The sequence below is a fragment of the Streptomyces sp. NH27 genome (genome assembly GCF_056859195.1).
The window spans coordinates 1-4,663 of record NZ_JACEGK010000590.1; the positions used below are offsets into that span (position 1 = coordinate 1).

At 74.1% G+C, this 4,663-nt stretch carries 4 protein-coding genes; 1 reads left to right on the forward strand and 3 read right to left on the reverse strand.

Annotated features, from left to right (window positions below):
• Positions 1-120 precede the first annotated feature (120 nt).
• From AC13HU_RS32575 to uppS, 3 genes are all read right to left on the reverse strand, one after another.
• Positions 121-1,347: an ROK family transcriptional regulator gene (locus AC13HU_RS32575; protein WP_483045586.1), complete on the reverse strand. Its 1,227-nt coding sequence runs from the start codon at positions 1,345-1,347 to the stop codon at positions 121-123.
• A gap of 185 nt (positions 1,348-1,532) precedes the next feature.
• The gene (locus AC13HU_RS32580) at positions 1,533-2,411 is read right to left on the reverse strand and encodes a hypothetical protein (RefSeq protein ID WP_483045587.1); all 879 of its coding nucleotides are present in this window, start codon (positions 2,409-2,411) and stop codon (positions 1,533-1,535) included.
• A 225-nt stretch (positions 2,412-2,636) separates the two neighbouring features.
• Positions 2,637-3,407 (reverse strand): polyprenyl diphosphate synthase, encoded by a 771-nt coding sequence (uppS, locus tag AC13HU_RS32585; protein WP_483045588.1) that lies wholly within the window; start codon positions 3,405-3,407, stop codon positions 2,637-2,639.
• Between the two features lie 242 nt (positions 3,408-3,649).
• On the opposite strand from uppS, the gene AC13HU_RS32590 reads away from it, so the two are divergent.
• On the forward strand, positions 3,650-4,663 hold a 1,014-nt coding region (locus tag AC13HU_RS32590), incomplete at its 3' end, for a methyltransferase domain-containing protein (RefSeq protein ID WP_483045589.1).

The window sequence follows — 4,663 nt, forward strand, 5'->3', positions numbered from 1 at the left end:
GGGCGGTTGAGGGTGTGGGGTGCCGACGGGACGGCGGATGGCTGCCGTTCCGCTGTTCTCGGCGGGTGCGGTCGTGCGGTCCTGCGGTGCTGCGGGTGGCGGTTGGCGGTCGGTTACGGGTCAGCGCGAGGTGTCGAACACCTCGTCGCGGGTGGTGGCGAGCGCGCTTTCCAGGGCGCCGCTGAGTACGGGGTGCATCTCGACCGTGCCGAGCACCAACCGGGGCCGGGGTACGGCCAGTTCGGCCAGCTCGGCCTCGATCATGGCACGCAGCGGCTCGCCGCCGGAGACCGTCACGTTCCCGGCCAGCACGATCAGCTCCGGGTCCAGGACCGCGACGATCGAGGCGAGGCCGACGGCGTGGCCGGTGGCGCAGCGGGCGAGCAACTCGGCGTACGGACCGGTGGGCCCCTGCTCGCACTCCTGGTAGACCGCGGCCGCCTTGCCGAGCAGCACGGCCGCGGCGTCCTCCAGGCTGCCCTCGGGGACGTCGAGACCGAGCTCGCGGGCGGTCCGCAGCACCGCGTTGCAGCCGGCCAGCTCCTGGAAGCCGCCGTTGTTCGCCTTGACGACGTTGCGGACCAGGGGGGTGCCGGGCACCGGCAGGAAGCCGACCTCGCCGGCGCCGCCGGTCCAGCCGCGGTGCAGCTTGCCGCCTATCACGAACGCGGCGCCGATGCCCTCCTCGTTCCACAGCAGCGCGAAGTCGCCGTGCCCGCGGGCCGCGCCGATGCGCTGCTCGGCGATCGCGGCGAGATTCACGTCGTTGTCGTACTCCAGCGGCATCGGCAGCGCGGCGGCCAACTCGTCGAGCAGGCTGGGGGAGTGCCAGCCGGGCAGGTGGCTGGCGTAGCGCAGCCGTCCGGTGCTCGGGTCGAACGCGCCGGGCGTCCCGATCACCACCCGGTGCAGGTCGGCCCGGCTCAGCCCGGCGGCCTTGACCGCGCCTTCCAGCGCCCGCACCACGTGCGCCACCGCGCTGCCGGCGCGGTGGCTCGGCGTGGGCAGCCGGAAGTCGCCCACGGTGCGGCCGGTGATGTCGGCGACCGCGGCCCGGACCCGCTCGGTGTTCACATCGAGCCCGGCGACGTGGGCGGCGGCCGGATTCACCGAGTACAGCTGGGCGTTGGGCCCCGGGCGGCCCGCGGTGGTGCCGGTGGCGAGCACCAGTCCGGCCGCCTCCAGCCGTGCGAGCAACTGCGACGCGGTCGGCTTGGACAGCCCGGTGAGCTTGCCGATCCGGGTCCGCGACAGCGTGCCGTGCTCCAGCAGGAGGTCGAGCGCGGCGCGGTCGTTCATGGCGCGCAGTACGCGCGGCGTTCCGGGGGTGCCAGCCATGCGCGCCATCCTCCCTCAGTTCACTGTTAGGAAACTTTCCTATTGGCGAATGTCAAGGTAGGCCCGCTGTCAGTGGAGCGTCAAGAGGGCTCGGGGCAGCCTCGTCCAACTCGTTACCAACTGGGGGTGCGGCTTCGCCGTGACACCGGTTGCGGCCCCGGGCGGTGGGGGTCGAGCGGCCGCTGGTCGCGGCTTCAGCGCGCGCGGGTGGTGGCCAGGCCCAGCGCCTGGCGGACGGCGCGCTCCTGCGGCACGGAGTTCTCGCCCTGGAGCGTGTGCGTCGTGCGTTTGATCGAGGCCAGGGTCACGTCCTGCGAGGCGTCGCGCCACAGCGCGGCGAGCGCGCCGACCCGCTGGACCAGCGCGTTGACCGGGCCCTGCGCGCGGGCCGGCCAGTGATGTCCGTTGAGCAACTGCGCCTCGGCGGTGAGCGAGTCGGCCACTCCGGCCGCCCAGAACTGGTACGAGTCCCGGTCGTCCTCGCCCTGCGACCGCGGGGTCGGCGCGAGAGCGGACTCCGGCCGGTTGGCGGCATCGAGGTAGGTGTACCGGTCGGCGCTCAGCGTGGTCCTGTCGCGGCGCAGCGTCGTCGTGGTCCTGCCGTCGCGGGGAGTCCAGTAGCAGATGCCGTCGTGGTCGCCGGTGGCCCACTGCTTCGGCGTCGGCAGCAGGGAGCGGGCCAGGTCCTCGGTCGGGGAGACGGTCCACGTGTCCATGTCGTAGGCGGCCGTGAGGTTGGCGCAGTCGTACTCGCCGATGTCGCGCAGCTTCGCGTCGTCGAGGTAGTCGCCGCCGACGTAGGTGAACCGGCCGTACACCTCCGCGTCGTGCGGCCGTCTGCACGGCACGATGTGCACCGGTCCGAGTGGTCGCCGTCCGCCGGTCAGGGTGCCGGTGCGGTCGGCGGTGAAGCAGTCGCCGAGGGCCAGGTGCCGCGGGTCGGGGTCGGCGGTGTGCGGGTTCGGGGACGGCGTGCTTGCGGCGGCGGCGCGGTGCTGGTGGTGCGCCGTGGAGCCGTGGCACGAAGCCAGCGCGAGCGGGACGAGGAGTGCCACCGCCGCGGTCACGGACATACGGCGAACGATCGACCGGTTCAACCTCAGATCCCCCCAGATCTCCTGCGCCCGCGCGCTTCCGCGCCCTCACGGCTCCACGGCCGTACGGCTCTACGGCCTGACGGCAACACGGCGCTACGCCTCGGCCGTGTGACGGGCCCGACGACCGTACCGCCCGGCCGGCCGCTGTGTCAGGGCGATTCCGCCGGCGGGGCCGGGCACTTGCGCCACGTGCGGGCCCGCTCAGTGGCGCCGGCGGTCGGAGTAACTGCGCACCGCGCGAAGGAAGTCCAGCTCGCGGAAGGCGGGCCAGTACGCCTCGCAGAAGTACAGCTCCGCGTAAGCGCTCTGCCACAGCAGGAAGTTCGACATGCGCTGCTCGCCGCTGGTGCGGATGACCAGGTCGGGGTCGGGCTGCCCGGCGGTGTAGAGGTGCCGGGCCACGTCGTCGACGTCGATGGCGTCGGCGAGTTCGCCCAGCGTCCGGCCGGACTCCGCCTGTTCGTAGAGGAGTTCGCGCAGCGCGTCGACCACCTCCTGGCGGCCGCCGTAGCCGATGGCGAGCGTGACGTGCGCCCCGGTCGCGCAGTCGCGGGTCACCTCCACGGCCTCCTTGAGCACGCGGGCCGTACGGTCGGGCAGCGCGTCCAGCGAGCCGGCGATGTGCATCTGGCGGCCGGCGTCCGACCGGGCGAGGCGCCGGCCGACCACCTCCTCGATCAGCCCCATGAGGAAGGCCACTTCGGCGCTGTCGCGGCGCTCCAGGTTCTCCGTGGAGCAGACGAAGACGGTCACGTGCCGGATGCCGAGGCGGTCGCACCAGGACAGCACGTCCTCGACATGCTCGCCGCCGGCCTTGTGCCCCAGGCTCGGGTTGGCGATGCCCATCTGCCGGGCCCAGCGCCGATTGCCGTCCATGATCAGCCCGATGTGCCGCGGCAGCGGCTCGGACGCGGCGACCCGGCGGCGCAACCGCCGCGTGTAGAGGGCGTAGAGGGGGTCGGCCATGCGCATGCCGCGGTCCTTCCGGAGGGGTGCGGAACCTGTCAGCGGATCCGCCATAATACGAAACGATGACACGCGCCGCGTGTTACGTCTCGCGGGCCGGAATCCGGTGTCCGCGGGTCCGCGGGGCCGGGGCGTGCTGCCGGTGGCTCGTGGCCGGCGGCCCCGACCGGGCACCTGGCGCCCCAGGAAACCGCAGCTCACCGCGTACATCCCGCAACTCACCAGCCACGGCACAGGAGTTGACCGACATGCGGACGAACGACGCGCAGATGCTGGTGCTGAGCGCGCTGGCCGACGGCCCCCTGCACGGGTACGCCGTCAACAGCGCGGTCGAGCGGATGACCGGCGCCCGGCTCGGCCGCGGCAGCCTGTCCGGCGCGCTGGCCCGGCTGGCGGCGAAGCGGCTCGTGGAGTACCTGGACCCCCGGCCGGGGCAGCGGCAGCGCCCGCTGCGGCTGACCGCCGCGGGGCGGGAGGTGCTCGCCCGCGAGGCGCGGTCGCTGGCCCGGACCGCGGACGCGGTGTTCGAGGCGGCCGTGCCCGACCGGATCGTCTACCAGGACCGGCTCGCCGCCACCGGTGCCGCCCGCGCGTACAAGCAGGCCGCGCTCGACGCCCTCGCGATACGACCCGGCCACACCGTCCTCGACCTCGGCTGCGGCCCCGGCACGGACCTGGCCGCCCTCGCCGCCGCGGCCACCCCCACCGGCACCGTGCTGGGCCTCGACCGCAACCCCGACATGGCCGCCCGGGCCCGCGCCCGCGCCGCCCAACTCCCCTCCACCCACGTCCACCTGGCCGATCTGCACGCCCTTCCCTACCCCGACGCGACCGTCGACCGGGCGCACACCGACCGCGTCCTCCAGCACGTGGCCGACCCCGTCCGCGCCCTCGCCGAGGCCCGCCGTGTCCTGCGCCCGGGCGGCCTGCTCGTGATGGCCGAACCCGACTGGGAGTCCCTCTCCATCGACCACCCCGACCTCGCCGTCGCCCGCGCCTACACCCGCCACCTCACCGACCGCGTCGTCCGCAACGGCGCCATCGGCCGCCAACTCCCGCGCCTGGCCGCCGCCGCGGGCTTCACCGTCCCCGCCGTCCGGCCCGTCCCCACCCTCTTCCGCGACCTGCGCACCGCCGACCAGGTCCTCGGCCTCCAGCGCGTCACCGAACGCGCCGTCGCCGCCGGCTACTTCACCCCCCACACCGCCGCGGCCTTCCTCGACCACCTCACCCAGGCCCCCTTCTTCGCCTCGGTCACCCTC